17 protein-coding genes are annotated in these 17787 nt (G+C 70.2%); 10 read left to right on the top strand and 7 right to left on the bottom strand.

The genetic code is table 11. From position 1 onward, the window contains the following. Positions 1–53 precede the first annotated feature (53 nt). Positions 54–1238, bottom strand: coding sequence for a pyridoxal-phosphate-dependent aminotransferase family protein (locus ACTIGN_RS07925; RefSeq protein WP_439622553.1), 1185 nt, complete (start codon positions 1236–1238; stop codon positions 54–56). A 90-nt stretch (positions 1239–1328) separates the two neighbouring features. Here ACTIGN_RS07925 and ACTIGN_RS07920 point away from each other — a divergent pair, with 90 nt between their 5' ends. After that, entirely contained in the window at positions 1329–2159 is an 831-nt protein-coding gene (locus tag ACTIGN_RS07920) for a glycerophosphodiester phosphodiesterase (RefSeq protein ID WP_439622551.1), read from the top strand. Between the two features lie 22 nt (positions 2160–2181). Here ACTIGN_RS07920 and ACTIGN_RS07915 read toward each other — a convergent pair whose 3' ends face one another. Continuing rightward, entirely contained in the window at positions 2182–5844 is a 3663-nt protein-coding gene (locus ACTIGN_RS07915) for an outer membrane protein assembly factor BamB family protein (protein ID WP_439622549.1), read from the bottom strand. A gap of 194 nt (positions 5845–6038) precedes the next feature. Between ACTIGN_RS07915 and ACTIGN_RS07910 the strand changes: the two genes are divergently transcribed. The 6 genes from ACTIGN_RS07910 (at position 6039) to ACTIGN_RS07885 (ending at position 11657) form a co-directional block, all read left to right on the top strand. Next, the gene (locus ACTIGN_RS07910; protein ID WP_439622547.1) at positions 6039–6575 is read left to right on the top strand and encodes an SMI1/KNR4 family protein; all 537 of its coding nucleotides are present in this window, start codon (positions 6039–6041) and stop codon (positions 6573–6575) included. 95 nt (positions 6576–6670) lie between these two features. Continuing rightward, the gene (locus ACTIGN_RS07905; protein ID WP_439622545.1) at positions 6671–6958 is read left to right on the top strand and encodes a hypothetical protein; all 288 of its coding nucleotides are present in this window, start codon (positions 6671–6673) and stop codon (positions 6956–6958) included. Positions 6959–7083: 125 nt separating this feature from the next. Beyond that, positions 7084–7293 carry a hypothetical protein gene (locus ACTIGN_RS07900; protein WP_439622543.1) on the top strand — a complete coding sequence of 70 codons (210 nt, stop codon included), beginning with the start codon at positions 7084–7086 and terminating at the stop codon, positions 7291–7293. Between the two features lie 216 nt (positions 7294–7509). Continuing rightward, positions 7510–9129: a DUF1549 domain-containing protein gene (locus tag ACTIGN_RS07895; protein ID WP_439622541.1), complete on the top strand. Its 1620-nt coding sequence runs from the start codon at positions 7510–7512 to the stop codon at positions 9127–9129. A 112-nt stretch (positions 9130–9241) separates the two neighbouring features. Then, complete coding sequence (locus ACTIGN_RS07890; RefSeq protein WP_439622539.1) at positions 9242–10549, top strand: DUF1501 domain-containing protein; 1308 nt, start codon at positions 9242–9244, stop codon at positions 10547–10549. Between the two features lie 106 nt (positions 10550–10655). Continuing rightward, positions 10656–11657 (top strand): WD40 repeat domain-containing protein, encoded by a 1002-nt coding sequence (locus ACTIGN_RS07885; protein ID WP_439622537.1) that lies wholly within the window; start codon positions 10656–10658, stop codon positions 11655–11657. Between the two features lie 7 nt (positions 11658–11664). Here ACTIGN_RS07885 and ACTIGN_RS07880 read toward each other — a convergent pair whose 3' ends face one another. From ACTIGN_RS07880 to ACTIGN_RS07865, 4 genes are all read right to left on the bottom strand, one after another. Next, on the bottom strand, positions 11665–12228 hold the full coding sequence (locus tag ACTIGN_RS07880; RefSeq protein ID WP_439622535.1) for a DUF6939 family protein: 564 nt from the start codon (positions 12226–12228) through the stop codon (positions 11665–11667). Positions 12229–12370: 142 nt separating this feature from the next. Then, entirely contained in the window at positions 12371–12772 is a 402-nt protein-coding gene (locus ACTIGN_RS07875; protein WP_439622533.1) for a 6-pyruvoyl trahydropterin synthase family protein, read from the bottom strand. Between the two features lie 229 nt (positions 12773–13001). Then, the gene (locus ACTIGN_RS07870; protein ID WP_439622531.1) at positions 13002–13706 is read right to left on the bottom strand and encodes a 7-cyano-7-deazaguanine synthase; all 705 of its coding nucleotides are present in this window, start codon (positions 13704–13706) and stop codon (positions 13002–13004) included. 22 nt (positions 13707–13728) lie between these two features. Next, positions 13729–15147: a Trm112 family protein gene (locus ACTIGN_RS07865; protein WP_439622529.1), complete on the bottom strand. Its 1419-nt coding sequence runs from the start codon at positions 15145–15147 to the stop codon at positions 13729–13731. 179 nt (positions 15148–15326) lie between these two features. Between ACTIGN_RS07865 and ACTIGN_RS07860 the strand changes: the two genes are divergently transcribed. Next, positions 15327–16166, top strand: a complete 840-nt coding sequence (locus ACTIGN_RS07860; protein WP_439622527.1) for a hypothetical protein — start codon at positions 15327–15329, stop codon at positions 16164–16166. A 53-nt stretch (positions 16167–16219) separates the two neighbouring features. Here the strand turns inward: ACTIGN_RS07860 and cyaB are convergent, their stop codons facing one another. After that, positions 16220–16777: a class IV adenylate cyclase gene (cyaB, locus tag ACTIGN_RS07855; RefSeq protein WP_439622525.1), complete on the bottom strand. Its 558-nt coding sequence runs from the start codon at positions 16775–16777 to the stop codon at positions 16220–16222. 66 nt (positions 16778–16843) lie between these two features. Here cyaB and ACTIGN_RS07850 point away from each other — a divergent pair, with 66 nt between their 5' ends. Together ACTIGN_RS07850 and ACTIGN_RS07845 are read left to right on the top strand one after the other, a co-directional pair. Continuing rightward, on the top strand, positions 16844–17155 hold the full coding sequence (locus tag ACTIGN_RS07850; RefSeq protein ID WP_439622523.1) for a Rieske (2Fe-2S) protein: 312 nt from the start codon (positions 16844–16846) through the stop codon (positions 17153–17155). Positions 17156–17170: 15 nt separating this feature from the next. After that, on the top strand, positions 17171–17662 hold the full coding sequence (locus tag ACTIGN_RS07845) for a cytochrome c (protein WP_439622521.1): 492 nt from the start codon (positions 17171–17173) through the stop codon (positions 17660–17662). Positions 17663–17787 lie beyond the last annotated feature (125 nt).

The raw sequence follows: 17787 nt of genomic DNA, 5'->3' as shown, positions 1-17787 counted from the left end.
CAACGTTGCTCCGGTCGCTCACGCCCCCGGCTCGCCAAGTAACCCTTCGTTTTTCATATCGCGGCGTAGGCGAGTTCGGCGGCGGCGACGCCGCTGCCCGGCTGGATCTTCGCGCCGCTCCCGCGGAGCACCTGCTCCATCGCGGCGAGCACCGTGAACACGCAGTTCGGGCGGCTGTTCTGGCCCATGATGCCGATCCGCCACGCCTTGCCCTTGAAGTCGCCCAGGCCGCCGCCGATCTCGATGCCGAACTCGGTCAGCAGCCGCTTCCGGCCGCCCACGTCGTCCGACCCCGCGGGGATCTTCACCGCGTTGAGCTGCGGGAGCTGGACCGCCTTGTTCGCGGTGTACTCCAGGCCCATCGCCTCCAGCCCGGCCCGCAGCGCGACGTGGTTCCGCTGGTGCCGCGCGAACCGGGCCTCCAGCCCCTCTTCGAGCACGAGCCGCAGCCCCTCGCGCAGCGCGTACACCATCGTGATCGGGGCCGTGTGGTGGTACGCCCGGTCGCTGCTGCCCCAGTAGCTCATGATCGTGGTCAGGTCGAAGTACCAGCTCTGCACCTTCGCCTTGCGGGCCTTCAGCGCGTCCACGGCCCGCGGGCTGAACGTCACCGGCGACATCCCCGGGGGGCAGCTCAGCCCCTTCTGCGAGCAGCTGAACGCCGCGTCCACCTCCCACTCGTCGACCTTGACCGGGGTGCAGCCGAGCGAGGTGACGCAGTCGGTCAGGAGCAGCGCGTCGAACTCGTGGCACAGCTTGCCGAGCTGCGAGATGTCCTGGCCGGCCCCGGTCGAGGTCTCGGCGTGGACGATCGCGAGCAGCTTCGGCCGCACGGCCTTGAGGGTCTCGCGGATCGCGTCCAGCTCGAACGCCTGGCCCCACGGGGCCTCCTTCACGGTCACCTGCGCCCCGCACCGCCCGGCGATCTCGACCATGCGGTTCCCGAAGTACCCCATGGTGCAGACGACCGCCTTGTCGCCCGGCTCCAGCAGGTTGACGAGGCACGTCTCCATGCCGGCGGTGCCGGTGGCCGAGACCGGGAACGTGAGCTGGTTCTTGGTCTGGTACACCTCGCGGAGCATCTCCTGCGTCTCGGTCATGATCGCGAGGAACTGCGGGTCGAGGTGCCCGAGCAGTGGGGTCGTCATGGCCGAAAGGACGCGGGGGTGGGCGTCGCTGGGGCCGGGGCCGAGGAGGAGCCGCGGGGAGGGGTTCAGTTGGCCGGGGATGCTGGACATCGGGTCGCTCGTTCGGGGAAAGTTTCTCAGGGCGTCCGCCCCGAACCGTTTATCATATGGCCGCCCCCGGACCCCACCCCGAGGTTTGTCGTGCCCCCACGCCTTTTCGCGCTCGCCGCGGCCCTCCTCCCCGCTCTCGCGCCCGCCCGGGCCGCCGACCCGCCGCAGGGCGCCGCTCGCTCCGCAGCCCGGGTGAAAGAGGTTATCGGGCACAAGGGCTCGTGCGCCGACCGGCCGGAGAACACGCTCGTTGGAGTCCGCCGGGCCGCGGAAGCCGGGGCGCAAGCCGCCGAGGTGGACGTTCGCACGACGAAGGACGGCGCGCTCGTCTGCCTGCACGACGAGGACCTGGCCCGCACGACCGGGCAGAAGGGGAAGGTGTCCGCGTTCACGCTCGCCGAGGTCCAGAAGCTCGACGCCGGCGCGGCGTTTGACAAGAAGTACGCCGGGGTGCGGGTGCCGACCCTCCGCGAGGTATTGGCCGAGGCGAAAGGAAAGGTCGGCGTCATGCTTGACCTGAAGGAACCTGGCGAGGAGTACGGGAAGACGATCGCCGCCGAGGTTCGCGGGTCCGGCGAGCCGAAGCGCACCGTGGTCGGGGTGCGGTCGGTCGAGCAGGCGAGGCTCTTCGCGAAGCTGCTCCCCGAGGCGCGGCAGATCGGGCTGGTCCCCACCGAGAAGGACATCGAGCCGTTCGCGGCGGCCGGGGTGAAGGTGATCCGCCTGTGGCCGAAGTGGCTCACCGACGCCGCGCTCGTTCCGCGGGTCCGCAAGCTCGGGTGCGAACTGCACCTCGGGACCGGCATGGGAACGCGGGCCGAAGTGCTGCCGCTGCTGGAGCACGACCCTGAGTCGCTGTCGAGCGACGACCCGGCGCGGCTCCTGAAGACGCTCGCGGAACTCGCCGGGCCGAAGAAGTAAGTCCCGGCGGCCCTGCTCGCGCTCACGGCTTCGCCGCGGGGAGCGTCAACAGGACGGCGGAGCCGTCGGAGAGCGGGGCCAGCACGCCGGTGCCGCCGACCGGTGCGGCCGCGACCGCCGGGACGACCCCCGCGAGGCCGATCGGCACCGTGGCGGCCTTCTCGCCCTCGGCGTCGAACAGCGACACGCGGCCGCCCAGGTCGCTCACCAGCCACCGCCCCTGCCCCGCCGGCCGCGGCGGGCCGACCAGCGTGCCGTCGGCGTCCTCGGTCACCTGCCGCGCCCACCGCGGGAGGTCGCGGTCCGGGTCGAGGCACACGAGGAACTTGTTCTCGACGGTGTACGTCACCACCGTCCTTCCCCCGGCGTCGGGTTGCAGGACGAACGGCGAGGTCGGCTTCCCCGCGGGGAGCCCGCCGCCCGGCCGCCACCGCCGCACCGACTGGGTCGGCCGGTCCGTCGCGTACAGCCACACGCTCCCGGTCGCGTCGGCCAGCAGCAGCCGCACTGCGTCGCCCGCGGCGGCCGGCGGCAGCACGACCCCGGGGCCGACCGGCCGCTCGTTCAGCTCCCACTCCTTGCCGACCGGGCTCCAGTTGCCGGTCTTCGGCCAGTTCCACGCCGCCAGCTTCTTGCTGCCGTCGCTCGTCAGGAAGGTGGTGTCCGATGTCGGCGTGAGGAAGCACACCGCGTCGGCCGAGCGGCGGTCGCTCGCCCACGGCGGTCCGCCGGTGAGCGTGTCCGGCGCGGCCTTCCCGTTCCCCGGGGCGTGCCGGTACACCGAGCCGTCGGTCGAGGGGACGAGCAGCACGTCGCCGACGATCACCGGCGGCCCGGCGATCCCGCCCGGCGCGACGGCCGTGCCGCGGTGCGCGACCTGCCCGCCGACGATCTTCCGCACCAGCCACTTCGCCAGCGGCTTCTGGTTCTCGGTCACCAGCACCGGGGTGACGGTGAAGATCACCTTGCCGTCGGGCGACGCGGCCGCGGCGGTCGGGCCGGTCGCGTTGTCGGGCGAGTCGGCGATCATCCACGCGGGCGGCGCGACCGTCGCGCGGCCGGCGACCGCGGCGTCGGCCCCGGGCACCGTAACGAGGCTGCCGTCCTCGGCGGCCAGCACCACGCCGCCCTCGTGGGGAACCGGCGGCACCACGGGGATGATCCCGAGTTGCCGCTGCCACCGCACCTCGCCGTCGGCCAGGTTGACCAGCACCGCACGCGCCCCGGCCGAGTTCGCGGAGCGGACCACGAGGCACGCCGCGGTCTTGCGGGCGTTGAGCTGCGCCCCCTGCGTGGGGACGCCGATCGGGTGCCGCGGGCCGACCGCGACCGTCTCGATGCCGCGCGACGGGTGCAGCCCGAGCCGGTACTTCTGCAACCCGCCGTTCGCCAGCACCCAGAACGCGGACTCCTCCGCCGGGAACGCGAGGCCGGGGACGGCGGTGCCGTCGGGTGGCATCGGCTGCGGCGGCGTCGGCAGCGGGAACAGCGGGCGGTCGAGCGTGCCGGGCTGCTTCACGCCGAGGAGCCGGAACTGGCCGGCGTCGGTCGCCAGTGCGAGCCGCTCGCCGTCGACCGCGGGCGCGAACCACACCCACCCGGGCACGGGCAGTTCGATCGCCGGGACGGCGGTGATCTCGGGCGGCGCCTTCGGGTCGGCCGACAGTTCGATCGGCGGGAGCGGGAACGCGCGGACCTTCGTGACCGTCGGCCCGTCGGCCTGGGCCAGCACCATCCACCGCTCGCCGGGGCCGTCGGCGTCGGCCCCGGCCAGCACCGGCGGCGTGCGGAGCGTGCCGGGGAGGTGCCCGGTCGCGAGCACCTGCACGCACTGCGGCGGCTTCGGCGAGCCGTCGTCGTCCTTCGCGCCGGCCTCGAACACGTACACGCGGCGGGCGTCGGCCGCGATGTAGAGGAGCCCGGTGCCCGCACGCACGACCGGGCCGGGGCCGTTCGGCTGGCCGAGGCGGATGCGGCCCTTGCGGGTGCCGGTGACCGCGTCGAACTCGAACACGGTCCCCTCGGCGTCGCGGACCGCCACGAACGCCCGCGTGCCGAGCACCGCGGCGGGGCCGGCGGCCGGGGCCGGGAGCGGCTGGTACCACCGGGCCTCGCCGGTCTTCACGACGTACCCGGCGATGCCCGCCTCGCCGCCGACGTTCGACGCGACGAGCGCGAGGTCGGTCGGACCGTCGTCGAGTTCGACGCGCGCGACCGCCGGCGGCTCGGTGACCTCCGGCCCGACGCGGACCGCCCACACGAGTGCGCCGCTGTCCTCATCGAGTGCGTAGAGGATGCCGCGGGCGACCGCGAGGAACACCGACGGCGGCGGGTCGCCGGGTGCGGGTGCGGGCGGGCGGCGGGTCGGCCCGACGGGGCTAACGAACAGCACGCTCGCGGCGGCGCTGGTCGGCGCCGCCCGCGGCGCGGCGGCGTCCGGGACGTAGCTGACCATCTCCCGGAGCTTGCCGCGGGCCGCGGTCAGCAGCGCCTGCGCCTCGGCGTCGCTCCCGAGCCCGGCAGCGGAAAGCTCGGCCTCGGCGGCCTGAACCGCGGCGTCGGTCGGCGTCCGGAGTTGCTCGGTCGCCTTGGCGATCGCGGCTGAGCGGTCCCGCTCCTTCTTCGCGCCCGCCTCGGCCGTTTCGAGCCCCTTGCGCACGCCATCGAGCGGCGAGTCTTCGGGTGCCTTGAAGACCTCAACGAGCGCGACCACGTCGCGGCCGCTGGCCACCGACGCATCGACCTTCGCGAGTTCGCCGGCGTTCGCGGCGCGGTCCTCCTGGTACTTCTTGAGCCGGTCCTCGGCGTGGCCGGCGAGGTCTTCGCCGACCTTCTTGCCGGCCTCGAACACGTCGCGGCCGAAGCCGGTCGTGTGCTTGGCGAACTCGGAGCCCTTGTGCGCCTCGACGAACGCCTTGAGCTTGTCGAGTGCGGGCTGCGGGTTCTCGCGGTTGGCGACCGACCGCACCGCGGACTGGAGCCCGGCGAGGTCGCTGAAGAACTTGTACTTTGGGGCGCTCTCGCTCTCCGGGTAGTCGGCCGCGAGCTTGGAGAACGACTTCTGTGCGGCGGGGTAGTCGGGCTTCTTGTACTCGGCCTCGGCCAGCTTCGCGAGTTCGTCCTCGGCCTTGCCCTGGAACCGGAGCAGGTACAGCGCGCCGAACCCGACGATGGCGAACACGGCGACGATCATCCCGATCAGGATCCACGGGCCGCGCTCCTTCTTGCGCTTGCGGCGGATGCCCGGGATCGGGTCGCGGTCGGTCGGCTCGTCGGGCTCCTCGGGTTCGGGGCGCGCGGCCCCCTTCGACTTCGGCAACGCGGACAATGGTGCGGGCGGCGGGATCTCGGCATCCTCGCTCCAGACGACCTCCTTCGGCGACGACTTGGGCGGGGCCGGCGGCTTGGCCGGGATCCGCGCCGGAGCCGACCGCTCGACCTTCGCGGAACTCTCGGGCGGCTTGGGCCTCGGGGGCGGGGCCGACGACCGGGCGACCTTCGGGCTCGGCGGCGTGACCGATCGTGGCGGGGGCGGTGGGGGCGGCGGTTCGGTCGGCCGCGCGCCGGCCTTGACCGTGAACACCTGCTGGCAGTCGAAGTTCGGGCACCGCATCCGCTTGCCGGCGAGGTCGGCGTCGAGCGTGAACTTCGTTTCGCAGTGCGGGCATTGAGCGACGATCGACACAGCGGGCCTCGGCAACGGGCGAGAGAGGTGCGGGTAGAGCCATTCTAAGTCACCAACGCGCCCCCTGCGACCCGGCGTTTGCGTGAAGTACGGATGAAGGCGAACGCGAGGGGCGCTCGGTTGCGAGAGCGGCGATCGGCGGGTACGTTGGAGTGCTCGAACGATTTGTGAGTTCGCCACAGGTGACGCACCGGATGGATGACGCTCGCTACGACCAACTGCTCCGCCGCATGGAGCGGTCGGGGGTTGCCACTCCGGAGCAACTCGTTGGCTGTTGCGCGAGCGAGATCGCGGCCCTGGAAGCAACATACTCGCTCAAGTTGCCCCGCTCGTATCGCCGCTATCTGGAGGTCATGGGACACTCCTCGGGCAAGCTGTTCACGCACGATCACATGGCCGTCACCTACCCCTACGTCTTGGAAATGACCCGCGAGGAGCATCAGCGGTGGGCCAGATGGCGGGAGGAACGCGGGCGGCATACGGCCCCGCCGCCTGAGTTCGAGTTCCCGGCCGACGGCCTGCTGATTGCCGGCCGCCTCGGGGAGCAGTTCAATTTCATCCGGTGCAGCGGACAGGAGGATGCGCCGGTGTGGTACTTGCACAACTACCGGTGGCAAATGCGCGAGACGGATGCGTCCGTTCTGGGGTGGTTGGAGGGCTGGTGCAAAGAGGCCGAGGATGCGATTGCCAGCGGGTACTTCTACTACGCCCCCGAGGGCACTACGCCCTGAGCAGTGGAACGCTCAATCGGGCGTGGCATTTGACACCTGAAGACTCTCGGTTGTGTTGGGACGGGCACCTTGTTGGATGCGGAGGGAAAGCGGCAGTGACCATCTACGAACAACTGCTGGCCCTCGACTGGCCGCCCGCCTTCGTGGTCGAGTACACGAGCGGCGAACGAGAACAATTGCTTCGGGGTGATGGGGTCGGCATCACCCCGCCGGCCGACGATCCGGAAGGCATCGGCGGGGTGGACGCCGATTTACCACGCAAGCACCCCCGTAACCAAGTCATCGGGCGATACGTCCGATTCAGTGAGTTGCGGGCCGTGCTCACGCTCGAGGGCCTCACACTCTGGCGCCGGGCCGAACCAGCGAAAGCCGCAGATCGATGACGGGCTAGCAGCCCCACGATCCCGCACAATTACCTGCATTCCGCTACGGGGCCGCTCGCGAGGAACGACCAACAGGGGTGCCAAGCGCTCGACTGGCTCCGCGCCTGGCAGGTTGGAGGTGGAGCGTGAAGACCGTCCTCACCGTGGTTGGCGTCATCCTCGTGATGGGCGGTTTGCTCAACCTGGCTCTCTACGTCCCGTACCTTCTCAGCGGTCGCGATCTCGGGTGCTTCGGCACGTTCATTGGCGTCGCGCTCCTGAGCATCGGAGTCATCGCGTACCGGAACGGAACGCGGAAGGAGGATCATGGCGGTTGGGACGGCCCCGAGTGGTAGCCCTCCGGTCGAACCGCTCGCGTCAGCGTGCGGGTACCGCGTAGCACCCCACGCCGCACCCCTCCCCGCACCGTCCCGGTTTCGCGCTGGCGTTTGCCTGGTCAGGTGTTACAATCCTAGTGAAGGTCGCCCGCCCGCCGGATCAGCCTCCTCCCCGCCCGGTCCGCACGACTCGCTCGCTTGTCCCGCCTGCCCGCCTCGCCTGGAGCACCCGCCATGCGGCTCCGTCTGCTGCTCACCGCTGCCCTCGTTGCGCCGTCCGCGATCACCGCCCGTGCCGCCGACGCGCCCCTCGCGAACACGCCGATCCCGCAGGTCATCGACCGGTACATCGACGCGGCCATCACCGAGGCCGGCGTCACCCCCGCGGGGCAGGCCGACGACGCCACGCTCATCCGCCGCCTCACCCTCGACCTCGTCGGCCGCATCCCGACCACCCGCGAAGTGGACGAGTACGTCGCGTCGACCGACGCCGACAAGCGGGTGAGGCTCGTCGATCGGCTTATCGCGTCGCCCGGGTTCGCGCGGCACCAGGCGGCGCTGTTCGAGGCGATGTTCAACCCCGAGGGCAACAACCGCGGGAGCGGCGGGTTCCGGCAGTACATGACCGACGCGGTTCGCGAGAACAAGCCCTGGAACCGGATCTTCCGCGAGGTCGTGGTGCCCGACGAGGCCGACGCGAAGTTGAAGGGGGCCGCCGAGTTCATCCGCGGCCGGCTCAGCGACGCGGACAAGCTCACCAACGACGTGAGCGTCGCGTTCTTCGGCGTGAACGTGAGCTGCGCCCAGTGCCACAACCACCCGCTCGTCACCGACTGGACCCAGGACCACTTCTACGGCATGAAGATGTTCGTCGCCCGCACGTTCGACGCGGGCGGGTTCCTCGGCGAGCGGGGCTACGGCTCGATCAAGTACAAGCCGACCAAGGGGCCGGAGCGCACCGCGAAGATGATGTTCCTCACCGGCACCGTGGTCGAGGATCCGGGCAAGGAGCCGACCGCCGACGAGCAGAAGAAGGAGAAGGAGGCGTTGGAGAAGGCCAAGGCCGCCAAGGCCGCGCCGCCCGCACCGAAGTTCAGCGCCCGCGGCAAGCTCGTCGAGGTCGCCCTCAAGGACGCGAACGCCGAGTTCTTCGCCAAGAACATCGTGAACCGGATGTGGCACCGGTACTTCGGCAGCGGCATCGTGAACCCGCTCGACCAGATGCACTCCGAGAACCCGCCGAGCCACCCCGAACTGCTCGCGTGGCTGGCGCGTGACGTCGCCGCCAACGGGTACGACCTCAAGCGCCTCACCCGCGGGCTGGTGCTCAGCAAGGCGTACTCGCGGGGCAGCAAGTACGACTCGAACCCGCCGGACTCGAAGCTGTTCGCCGTCGCCAAGCTCAAGCCGATGACCCCGAACCAGCTCGCCACGTCGCTCAAGATCGCCGCGACCGACCCGGCGTCGTTCGAGGGGAAGAAGCCCGACGAGTTGGAGAAGATGTACGAGCAGGCCGAGAGCAGCGCCCGCGGGTTCGCGAGCCTGATCGCCCAGCCGACCGAGAACTTCCAGATCGGCGTCGGCGAGGCGCTGCTGTTCAGCAACGGCGACCGCGTGTTGAAGGAGTTCCTCACCGACGGCGGCGGCTCGGCCCTCGGCCGCACCAAGACGATGAAGACCCCGGCCGAGGTCGCCGCGTTCCTCGTGAAGACCGCCTACGGCCGGGCCGCCACACCGGACGAGGTCACGGCGATCACCGGCTACGTCGAGAAGCGCAAGGGCCGCGAGGCCGACGCCTACCGCCAGGTGCTGTGGGCGCTCGTGGCCGGCCCCGAGTTCCGGTTCAGCTACTAACCGGGGACCGGGAGTCGGGGATCGGGGATCGGAAAGACCGAGCCCCACCCGGTTCCTCCGATACCCGACACACGCGATACCCGATACACCCGCCTCCACCCGGAGCCTTCCCATGCCCGCCAAACGGACCTTCTGCGGCTCGCCGGAACACGCCATCGACCGCCGGGCGTTCCTCGGCGCGGCCGGGGCCGCCGGCGCGACCCTCGCCGCTGACATGACGCAACTCGACGCGCTCGCGTCGCCCGGCGTCAACGACGCCCTGAAGAAGACGCAGAAGCGCGTCATCCTCCTGTGGCTCGCCGGCGGCGCGTCGCAGCTCGAAACGTTCGACCCGAAGCCCGGCGCGCCGACCGGCGGGCCGTTCCGCGCGATCAAGACCGACGTGCCCGGCGTGGCGATCTCCGAGCTGATGCCGAAGATGGCCCAGCGGATGAAGCACACGTGCATCCTCCGCGGGCTCGACACGAAGAACGGCGACCACGGCAGCGCCGCCGTCACCATGATGCGCGGCCGCCGCAACGAGGCCGCGATCCGCTACCCTGACCTGGGCGCGGTCCTGGCCCGCGAGATGGGCCGGGCGGACAGCAAGGTGCCCGATTACGTCAGCTTCTACACGCAGACCGAGGGCCGCTCCTTCGCCCCCGGCGACGCCGGGTTCCTGGGTGCGCGGTACGCCCCGATGGACCTGACCACGAACAACGTCCCGGACTTCATCCGCCGCCTCGCCGACATCACCGACCTCGACCACAAGGAGCGGTCCGACCTCCGCGACGTGCTCGGCAAGCAGTTCGCCGCCGGCCGGCACTCGGAGACGCTCGGGAGCCAGAACGAGGCCTACGAGCGGGTCCGCGGGCTGATGTCGAGCGAGAAGCTGTTCGACGTGACCCAGGAGCCGCAGAAGGTCCGCGACCGGTACGGCCCGGGGCAGTTCGCCGAGCAGACCCTCATCGCCCGCCGGCTGGTCGAGGCCGGGGTGCCGTTCGTCCGCGTCGGCCGCGCGTGGTGGGACAGCCACGGGCAGAACTTCGAGACGCACCAAGAGATGGTCCCGGAACTCGACCACGTCATGGCGACGCTGATCGACGACCTCAAGGACCGCGGGATGCTCGACGACGTGATGATCGTCACCCTCTCCGAGTTCGGCCGCACCCCGGCCATCAACGCGAGCCTGGGCCGCGACCACTTCGCCAGCGCCTGGAGCAGCACCATCACCGGGTGCGGGATCAAGGGCGGCTCGGTGTACGGGAAGACCGACGCGAACGGGAACAAGGTGGTCGCCGAGCAGGTGGACGCCGGGAGCCTGTTCGCGACGATCTACGAGGCCCTCGGGATCAACCCGGAGAAGAACTACTACTACGGCAGCCGCCCGATCCCGCTCGTGAACCCCGGCATCGAGCCGATCAAGGCCGTGCTGAAGTAACATGTTTAGTCGCGACCGAAGGGAGCGGTTGATGCGCTCCCTTCGGTCGCGGCTAAACCGACTCACCGCACCACCAACTCACTACACCCAACTCACCACACCCGCCATGCCCGCACCCAACCCGGATACGCTCAAGCTCGCCAAGGACTTCTCGCGGCCGGCCATCGTCTTCGGCGTCGCCCGCAGGGCCGGCACCGGCACCGTGTACCTCGCGTGCTCCGACTTCAAGGTGTACGCGGGCGACGTCGCGGCCGCCAAGTTCGAGCCCAAGGAACTCTACGCCCACGAGAGCTACGCCACCGGCGTCGCGCTCGCGGGGAACACGCTGGTCTCGGGCGGGTACGACGGCAAGCTGATGTGGTGGGACGTCGAGGCCGGCAAGCCGGTCCGCACCACCGACGCGCACGCGAAGTGGATCCGGAAGGTCATCGCGTCGCCGGACGGCAAGTTCGTGGCGAGCGTCGCCGACGACATGGCGTGCAAGGTGTGGGACGCGAGCACCGGCAAGCTCGTCCACGACCTCCGCGGGCACAAGGAAAAGACCCCGCACGACTTCGCCTCGATGCTCTACGCGGTCGCGTACTCGGCCGACGGCGCGCTCCTCGCAACCGGCGACAAGGTCGGGCACGTCGCGGTGTGGGACGCCAAGACCGGCGCGCAGGTCGGCGCGTGCGAGGCACCGGTGATGTACACCTGGGACAAGCAGCAGCGGCTGCACTCGATCGGCGGCATTCGGTCCCTGGCGTTCAGCCCGGACGGAAAGCAGTTGGCCGTCGGCGGCATGGGCAAGGTCGGCAACATCGACCACCTGGAGGGCAAGGCCCGCGTGGAGGTGTTCGACTGGAAGGCCGGGAAGCAGACCGCCGAGTTCCCGGGCGACAAGTTCGCGGGGCTGGTGAACCGGCTCGCGTGGGCACCGGACGGCTCGTGGCTGCTCGGGGCCGGCGGGGCCGGCGAGGGGTTCGCGCTGTTCTTCGACGTGGCCGCCAAGAAGGCGCTGCGGCAGGAGAAGGTGATGATGCACGTCCACGACTTCGACCTGTCGCCCGACGCGAAGGAACTCGTCTGCGTCGGCCACAACAAGGTCACGGTCCACACGCTGGGGTGAGCGCCGGCTACGCCGCCAGAGGTGTGGGCCACGCTCCTTGAAGGTGGTACATAACCAGCGCGGCGTGCGACAACGGGCTTGAGAGGTCCTCGACGTCGGTGTTCGTTTCGTAGTCGAGCAGGACGAGCGGTTTGTCAGCGGCCAACCGCCGCAACTGCTCGACCTCGGCGGCGACCCGGTGTTCCAGCACCCACTTGTACGCCGGAAGGTAGATTTGGAGGCGGGCGTCGCGGTAGCGCAGCAGCACGTCGCTGCCGACGCCGAACCGGTGACCGCGAACGGCCCCTCTGCTCTTGCCCCCGCGCTTGATGCCCGACATATCGGTGACCGCCCACTTGCGGGGGTCGATGTCCTCCCGCTCGAAGACCTTCAAGCCCTGCCAGAGCCCCTCGACCGACTGTGCGGTTTCTGACGGTGTGTTCGGGATCGGGATGCCGCCGTGTGGGTAGAACGGGCTGAACCGCACCCACGGCTCGGCACCCTTCCAGGTCACGTCAATGATCGCGGCGTTCGGCCAGTGCTTCTCGACACTGGCGAGCTTCTTGCGGCGGCTCTCAACGGTAATCGTCATCACGGTCTCACCCCTGCGGCGAGGCTCGGGCTCTGTCGGTTCGGAACCTTGGCCGAACTAAACACTAAGCCGACTGCGCTCGCAGAAAAGGTCAGTTGCGCCTCTCCGCGAAGGTGATACACGTGATGCGGTGGCCCTTGTGCTACCGCCGATAGGTCGCGAACGAAGTCTCGGTCTCCCAGAGCGTCACCTCGGTCACCGGGAGGTTGTTCTCGACGGCGTGGTCGAAGATCAGCTTCGCGAGGTTCTCGGCGGTCGGGTTCACGTCGAGCACCACCACCGGTTCGCCCAGCCGGCGCAACTCCGGGAGCGCCGGGTCGTCGCGGTGCAGGATCATGCGGTGGTCGAGCGCCTCGTCGATCCACGCGCCGATCACCCGCTTGATCTCGGTGAAGTCGATCACCATGCCGAGCTTGTCGAGCACCGGGGTTTCGAGCGTGACGACCGCCCGGCCGTTGTGCCCGTGCAGGTTCCGGCACTTCCCAGGGTAGTCCAGCAGCCGGTGCCCGTAGCAGAAGTAGATCTCTTTCGTGACTTTGAACATATCTTCGGGGATTGGGAATGGGGGATTGGAGCGCGGGAAAAACCGGGGGGTTGCGGGATCGGGTTCGGTCGACTCATACCGAATCGCGTGGATCAGTTGCCCTTGGTGGGGCAGGCATTCTTGCCTGCCTCCGGAAGCGGTTGGAGGCAGGCAAGAATGCCTGCCCCACCAGATCGAAACGAATGCATGAGGTTCGGTATCACTTCTTCCCGATTCCCCGTCCCCATCGTCACGAGGCGTAGCGGGTCGGGTCCGTCACGCCGGCCTCGCGGAAGGCGACGCGGCGCTCGTGGCACTTGCTGCACGCGCCACAGTGCCCGTTGCCCGCGGGGCGAATGCACGAGAGCGTGTGTTCGAGCGGGAACCGGAGCCCGCGGCGGATCACCTCGGTCTTGTGCAACTCGCTGTACGGCCGGCTAACACGGACGCGCCCGCCCACCGAGCGGTTCACGGCCCCGGAGAACTGCTCGAAGAACTCGGGGGTCGCGTCCGGGAACGGGTTCACCGCCAGCGGGGCCAGCGCGATCTCCGGGACGCCGTGCATGTGGCACCAGAGCAGCGGCTTCACGAGGAGCAGCACGTTGCGGCCCGGGAGGAAGACGTCCTCGTCCGGCGTGCCGGCCGCCGGGACGCCGACGCCGGTCAGACTCCAGTGGTCGCCGTACAGGTCGGTGACGGGCTGGCTCAGCACGACGAGCGGGCGAAGGGCCGGGGTGCGGACGGCCGCGAGGAACCGGTCGAGGTGCAACCGCTCGACCTCTTCCCACGCGATCCCGGTGCGGACGTAGACCGGGTACACGGCCGGGTAGGTGCGGGACGCCTCCGCGAGCAGGACGGCGCTGTCGAGCCCGCCGCTCACGAGGACGGCGAGCGGGGCCGCGGGCGCGAGTGGCGGCCACGCGGTCGGCGGCGGGTGGGGCGGGTCGTGTGTCACGCACCCATTGTAGGCGCGGGTATCACCGCCGGGCGAGCGTGCGGCGGCGCGACTTCGGCGGGGCACCGCCGCCCGGGGGCGGGGGCACGGGCGGGCCGCCGGGCGGGTTGGTGCTCGCCGGTTGCGGCTTGAAGTTCCCCACCAGGCTGCTGACCCCCTGCTGGATCATCTTCGTCTCCATCGCCGTGCGGATGACGAACAGTTCGCCGGTGGACCGGAACGACAGGTTGTCCTTGAGCACGTTCTCGGCCGTCTTGCCGCCGCCGCTCTTGTTGGCGATCAGCTTCCACCACCGCGGGGGCGCCTTCTCGTCGTCCTTGACCCACTCCTTCTCCTTCCACTTCTTGACCCAGTCCGACGGGGCGCTCGAGTCCTTGGCCCACAGCACCCACTCGCCGCGGGTCTCGCGGGAGCCGACGCTGGCCTTGTACGCGGACCCCTTGGCCGGGGCCGCGATGTCGGCGATCTCCTTGCGCAGGTTGTCGTCGTCGCTCGGCTGGGTCGCCGCTTGCCCCGGCCCCTGCTTGGCCGGCTGCGGGGCCTCGGGCCGGGCCACGCTGCGGTCGTACAGGGTGAACTTCCACACGGTCCCGCGGATCGCGTACTTGCCGAGTTGCCCGGCCCGGGGGTACGGGGTCGCGTCCGGGTTGTCCTTGTTGCCGCCGAGCATCGCCCGGAACTTGGCCTCGGGCATGTCGCCGCGGCAGAACACGACGAGCCGGGGCGTGGGGGCGAACACCCGCAGGTTCGGGTAGCCGAGTTCGGCGATGTCGGGGACGGCGTAGTACCGCGAGCCGTTGAGCGACCCCTCCTTCGCCCCGGGGATCTTGGCCAGCACGCCGGGGTCGAACTCCTCCTTGGTCTTCAGCACGGTCGCCTCCAGCGGCGAGCCGCCGGCCTTCCCGCCGGCCGCCCCGGACCCGTACACGACGTAGTCGAACGTGCCGTTGAAGTCGCCGCCCTTGGCCGCCGCGAACACCTCCCCGGCCTTCCTGAACCCGGCCGTCGCGAACGCCTTCTCGCAGTCGGCGTAGAACCCCGGGTACTTCTGGAGGTGCCCGAGGTTCAGCCCGGCGACCTCGTCGCAGTCGTCGGGCAGGTAGCTCATCATCTCCATCGACGCCGACTTCTTCGTGAGGAACCACGCGAGCACCCCGCCGACGGTCCCGATGATCATGACCGCGGTCGTGATGATCCCGGCCAGCACCACCGGGGGCGTCTTCCGCTTCTTGGACTTCCTCTTCTTGGGCTTGGCGAGCGGCCCCTCGGCCTTCTTCTCCGGCTCCTTGGGCTTCTCCGGCGGCTTCGGAGGGGGGGCCACGCCCTGCTCAACGGGGAACGTGTGGGCGCACTTGGCGCACTCGATGTCCGTCTCGGGGTCCGGCATCTCCGAGAGCCGGAGCTTCGTCTTGCACTTCGGGCAACTCAGTTCGACGGGCATGAGTGGCTTAGCTCTCGTGAACCTGGACGGATCGGCGGGGGACGGGCGCGTGGGACCGACCTGCCGATCCTACCGGTTGGTGCGGCCGTTCGGCAAGCGATAACCGGCCGACCGGCTTGACCTTTCCGGCGGCACCCGTCAGGCTAAAGGGTATCTCGTCCCCGCGAAAGGTGTGTCACATGCGGACCCGCAGTTTCCTCGCCGCGGCCGGGCTCCTCGCCCTCGCGTGGCTGTCGGCGCAGCCCCTGGAGGGCCAGGAGCCGAAGGAGCCGACGAAGGACGAGAAAAAGGCCCCCGAGGAGCCGAAGACGCCGGCGCTGGACCTGAAGCTCGAGGTGCCGCCCGACGCGATCCCCGGCACGTTCCGCATGTTCCTGGTGAAGGACGGCCGGTTCGAGCCGCTCAAGGACGTCGACGGCAAGCTCCTCAAGGGGCCGACCGGCAAGGACATCCCGAGCCCGAAGAACCGCGAGGGGAAGATCCACTGCCTCGTGTGCGAGAACGGGCTGGCCCCGATGGTCGCCGTGTTCGTCCGCACCCCCGGCGACAAGGTCGGCCCGGACACCGGCGTCGGCAAGCTCGCCAAGAACCTCAACGCCCTGGTCCCCAAATACCGGGCCGACAAGCTCTCCGGGTTCGTCGCGTTCCTCCAGACCCAGCCCGGCACGAAGGTCGTCACCGTCAAGAACAAGCGGGCCGACGGGAGCGAGTTCGAGGAGAAGGTCGAGGCCGACATGGAGTACCCCGACGACGAGGGCCGCGACAAGTTCGCCACCGACATCCTCGGGGCCGCCGACGGGCTGAACGTGCCCAACGTGCCGTTCGGGCTCGCTGCTCAAAAGTCGAAGGCACTTAGCGCGTGGGGCGTCGGCGACAACGACGAGGTCACGGTGGTCGTCTACTACCGCATGCGCCGCGTCGGCCAGCCGTTCACGTTCGCCAAGGCCGAGGACCTCACCGACGAGAAGGTGAACGAGATCCTCAAGACCGCCGAGCGCGCGATCCTCCAGCAGAAGTGACCGCGGGCGTCCGTCGAGCCACGGGGCAAGCCCCGTGGCTCGCAAGAGCCGCTCTACTCCCGCCCTTCCGCGGCGAGCACCATTCCGAGGTACGACCGCGACTCCTTCTCCGTGAGCCCCAGGTCGGCGGCGAGTTGGAACAGAGTCGCCTTGGCCGGCTCGTACTGCTCCTCCGGGGCGAGGATCTCCAACTCGACGAACGGCCCGACCCGCTCCACGTCGTCGAAGCACACCTCCATCGCGAACCCGCCGCGGGTAAGTGTGTACACCTGCCGCGCCTTGCGGACCAGCACCACCGGCCGGAACCCGAGCGCCGCGAGCATCCGCGTCGCGTCGGCCGCGACCGCGGGACCGTCGCCGAGGGGGATCTCGATTTCCTCGCGGGTCTTGGTGTCGGCGTCGCGCCTCCGCCCCTTGTAAGTGAAGTAGTTCGCGGCGCCGATGCGGCGGAGCCGGAACGCCTCGCCCGACTCCTTCAGGTCCCGGGCCGGGGCGTTGAAGTACTGGTCGACGTCGGTGCGGTCCTCGGCGAGCGCCGCCCCCAGCGCCAGGAGGCGCGAGATCACCCCGGCGCGGTCGGCGGTGCGGTAGCGGACTTCGACTTCGAGCATGGCGGCCCCTCGTGCGAACGGTGCTGGTACAATATCAGCAGCACCCGGGAACTTGGAGGATTCGGCGTGGGCCAGCGGATCGCGGTCGGAGCGGCGGCGGACATCCCCGTCGGCGGGAACAAGGTGATTGAGGTCGGCAAGAAGGACGTCGCGGTGTTCAATGTGAACGGCGAGTTCTTCGCGATCGACGACCTGTGCCCGCACATGGGCGCGTCGCTCTCCGGCGGGCACGTCGAGGACGGGTGCGTGACGTGCCCGTGGCACTACTGGCGGTTCCGCCTGTCCGACGGCGCGTGGGCCGACAGCCCGCGGGTGCGGACCGGCTCGTACCCGGTCCACGTGGTCGACGGCGAGGTGCAGATCGAAGTTCCCGGGTAAATCGGGGGAGGCGAGATGGCACGGGTGCGGTTCTGGGCGGCGGTCGGGCTGGCGGGGGCCGCGTGCCTGTGCGTGTCGGCGGCACAGCCGAAGCCGGCCGCGGGCGTGACCGTCCAGGGGAAGGCGGCGACGCCGGCCCCGGAGCCGGTCGCCGACACGAAGCTCCTCATGAACGGGCTCGCGGCCGCGAACCTGCGCGGGCTCGGGAAGACGCTCCGCGACCGGCCGACCGAGGCCGAGGCGTGGGCGTTCGCCCGCGGCCAGGCGCTGCTGATCGCCGAGACCGGGAACCTGCTGATGCTCCGCCCGCCCAGGGCCAACGGCCGCGACGACTGGCTCGGGTACTCGGGCGACCTGCGGGACGCGGCCGACAAGCTGGCCCGCGCCGCGGCCGCGAAGGACTACGCGAAGGCCCGCGCCGGGCTGGCGGCTCTGGCGAACGTGTGCAACCGGTGCCACCAGACGTTCCAGGTCGCGACCCGCGTGGACCCGTTCGCCGGGGAGTGAGCCGCCTTCGGCCGCAGACCCATTCGGCCGCAGACCCATGCGGCGGCAGAGAACTGAAGGCGTACCAAATCTGTTGGGTTCGTACGGGTCCGAGCCCGAGCGCCGAGCGAGGGTCCACGTGGACC

This window comes from Gemmata sp. (assembly GCF_051859125.1).
GTDB lineage: Bacteria > Planctomycetota > Planctomycetia > Gemmatales > Gemmataceae > Gemmata.
Note: the sequence above shows the minus strand (reverse complement) of the source record. Positions and strands in the feature narration are given on the sequence as shown.